A 3574-nucleotide genomic window follows, 5' to 3' on the forward strand; every position below is an offset into this window, starting at 1 on the left:
AAATCGACATCAGCATGGAATACAGCACGGCCTTGTTCAAGTCGGAAACGATCCAGCGGATGGCTGCCCATTTCCGGCAAGTGTTGGAGGTCGCCGTAAGCGAACCGCAAGCTGCGATGAAAGACATGGGACTACTGAGCGAAGCGGAACGGCAGCAAATCCTGTTCGACTTCAACGCAACGACGGCCGACTACCCGCAGGACAACACGATCCACGGGCTGTTCGAAGCGCAGGTGGAACGAACCCCAGACAATATTGCGGTTGTATTCGAGGAGCAGCAATTGACCTACCGGGAGCTGAATGCACGGGCAAACCAACTGGCGCGGGTGCTGCGGGAGAAGGGCGTGCAACCGGACAGTCTGGTCGGTATCATGGTGGAGCGTTCGCTAGAGATGATCGTGGGCATCATGGCGATCCTGAAGGCTGGCGGGGCTTACGTACCGCTGGATCCGGAATTTCCGAAGGAACGGATTCAGTATATGCTCGCAGATAGTGGGTCGAAACTGCTACTGATTCAACCACATTTAGATAAACAAGCAGATTTTGCATTGTTGATTGATACGCAAGTGATTACTTTGAAGGATGAATTGTTTGAGACAGAAGAAGACAGCAATATGCTGGCAATCAGTAAATCCCATCATTTGGCTTATGTTATTTATACTTCCGGATCGACTGGTCTCCCTAAAGGTGTAATGGTCGAGCATCATTCTGTTGTGAATTATTTGAGAGCTTTGCAATACCACTATCCTTTAAATGAAGTGGATGTATTATTACAAAAATCCCTTTTTAGTTTTGATGCGTCAGTCAGGGAAATTTTTTGGTGGATATCTGTAGGGGCATCGGTACAACTTCTAGCTCCAAACGGAGAAAAGGACCCAAAAGAAATCATTCGCGCAATCGAAGACGGAGCCGTAACTGTACTTCACTTTATCCCGTCGATGCTTCAAGTTTTTCTTGATTACGTCGAGCAGAAATCCTATCAACTGTCTTTGCAGAGTTTGCGCCGCGTGTTTTCCGGTGGAGAGAGATTGACAGCTTCTCTTGCCAAACGTTTCGAAAAGTTAATTGGGGTTCCCTATAACGTGGAGTTGACAAACTCCTATGGACCCACTGAGGCTACTGTCGTGACTTCCTATTTCGATATTAAGGATGACAATATTTTTGACACTGTCCCTATCGGTCGCCCGATTGATAGTGCAAAAGTATATATCGTAAACCGTTACAATCAATTGCAGCCAGTAGGCGTTGTCGGGGAATTGTGCATCGGAGGAGCTGGACTTGCACGTGGTTATCTGAACCGACAAGAACTAGCAGCGGAGAAGTTCGTGGCGAACCCGTTCCATCCTGGAGAGCGGATGTATCGCTCAGGAGATTTGGTTCGTTGGCTGCCTGATGGGAATATCGAGTTTTTGGGCCGGATCGACCAACAGGTGAAGATCCGGGGGTACCGGATCGAGTTAGGCGAGATCGAAGCGCAGCTGCTCGGGATGGAAGCTGTGAAGGAAGCCGTCGTTATCGCGCATCCAAACGAGCAAGGCGAGCATGAGCTGTGCGCGTACGTGGTGGCGGAAGAGGACTTGACGGTGGCGGAGCTGCGCGGCGGGTTGTCGTTGGCGCTGCCGAGCTACATGGTGCCGTCGTACTACGTGCAGCTGGAGCAACTGCCGCTGACGCCGAACGGCAAGCTGGACCGCAAAGCGCTGCCGGCGCCGGAAGGTCAGCTGGCGACGGGGGTGGCCTACGTCGCCCCGCGCAGCGAGCTGGAGCAGGCCGTGGCGAGCATCTGGCAGGACGTGCTGGGCGTGACGCAAGTGGGCGTACACGACAACTTCTTCGAGCTGGGCGGCCATTCGCTGCGGGCGATGACGTTGCTGTCGCGGCTGCACCGGGAGCTGGGCGTGGAGCTCAAGCTGGGCGAGTTGTTCCGGCACCCGACCTTGGAAGCGATGGCGGCCGCAGCCGGATCCGGCGAGCGGACGGCCTACGCCGCGATTCGGCCGGTGGCGGAGCAGCCGTACTATGCCGTCTCCTCGGCGCAAAAGCGGATGTATGTCCTCAGCCAGCTGGAAGGCGCGGAGCTGAGCTACAACATGCCGATCGTGCTGCAGCTGGAGGGTCAGGTGGACCGGGGGCGCGTGGAGCAGGCGCTGAACAGCCTGATCGCGCGGCATGAATCGCTGCGGACTTCGTTTGAGATGAACGATGGCGAGGTCGTGCAAATCATCCATCCTGCGTTGGCCTTCGCAGTGAGCGAACGACAGGCGGCGGAGGCGGAAGCGGCGCAAGTGGTGGAGGCCTTTATTCGACCGTTCGATCTGCAAGTCGCGCCGCTGCTGCGGGTGGAGTTGGTGCAAATGGCACCTGAGCGACATTTGCTGTTGATTGACATGCACCATATTATCGCCGACGGCGTGTCGCTGGGCGTGATGGTGGAGGAGTTCACGAAGCTGTACGCCGGGGAAGAGCTGCCGGCGCTGCGCATCCAGTACAAGGATTACGCGGCCTGGCAGCAGGAGCGTCAAGGCAGTGAGGCCATGAAGGAGCATGAATCGTACTGGCTGGAGACATTGGCGGGCGAAGTGCCGACGCTGCAGCTGCCGACGGATTATCCGCGGCCGGCCGTGCGGAGCTTCGAGGGAGCGCGGGTGGGCTTCACGCTGGATGAGACGCTGGCCGGCAGACTCCGGGATATGGCCGAGGAAACGGGCACGACGCTGTATATGGTGCTGCTGGCTGCGTACAAGGTGCTGTTGTCGAAATATACCGGGCAGGAAGAGGTGATCGTGGGTTCGCCGATCGCAGGCAGACCGCATGCGGACGTGGAGAAGTTGATGGGGGTGTTCGTGAATACCCTGGCGCTGCGGAGCTATCCGACGGGCGAGAAGACATTCGCATCCTTCCTGCAAGAAGTAAAGGAGCAGACGTTGTCTGCCTTCGAGCATCAGGAATACCCGTTCGAGGAGTTGGTGGGGCAGCTGGAGCTGACGCGCGATCTGAGCCGGCACCCGTTGTTTGACACGATGTTCATCTTGCAAAATACGGAGCGCGGGGTGCTGGAGCTGCCGGGACTGCGCATTGCGCCGTATGAGCGGGATCATCGCGCTGCGAAATTCGACCTGACGCTGCAAGCAGCAGAGCGGGAAAACGAAATCGACATCAGCATGGAATACAGCACGGCCTTGTTCAAGGCGGAAACGATCCAGCGGATGGCTGCCCATTTCCGGCAAGTGTTGCAAACGGCAGTGGATGATCCGCATAGGGCGGTTCGGGAAATGGAGTTGTTGAGTCACGCGGAGAAGCATCAAATCTTGTTCGACTTCAACGCAACGACTTCAGACTACCCGGAGGACAACACGATCCATGGACTGTTCGAGGCGCAGGCGGAGCGAACACCGGACAATATTGCGGTCGTATTCGAGGAGCAGCAATTGACCTACCGGGAGCTGAACGAACGAGCAAACCAACTGGCCCGGGTGCTGCGGGACAAGGGCGTGCAGGCGGACAGCTTGGTCGGCCTGATGGTTGAGCGCTCTTTGGAGATGATCGTGGGCATGCTGGCCATTCTGAAAGCCGG

1 protein-coding gene is annotated in these 3574 nt (G+C 56.6%); it reads left to right on the forward strand.

What is annotated here, in order from left to right; genetic code table 11:
- Nucleotides 1–59 precede the first annotated feature (59 nt).
- A partial coding sequence (locus GT019_RS31435) for an amino acid adenylation domain-containing protein (protein WP_456238655.1) occupies nt 60–3574 on the forward strand: 3515 nt, incomplete at its 3' end.

The sequence above is a fragment of the Paenibacillus glycinis genome (assembly GCF_009909185.1).
GTDB classification, from domain to species: Bacteria; Bacillota; Bacilli; order Paenibacillales; family Paenibacillaceae; genus Paenibacillus_Z; species Paenibacillus_Z glycinis.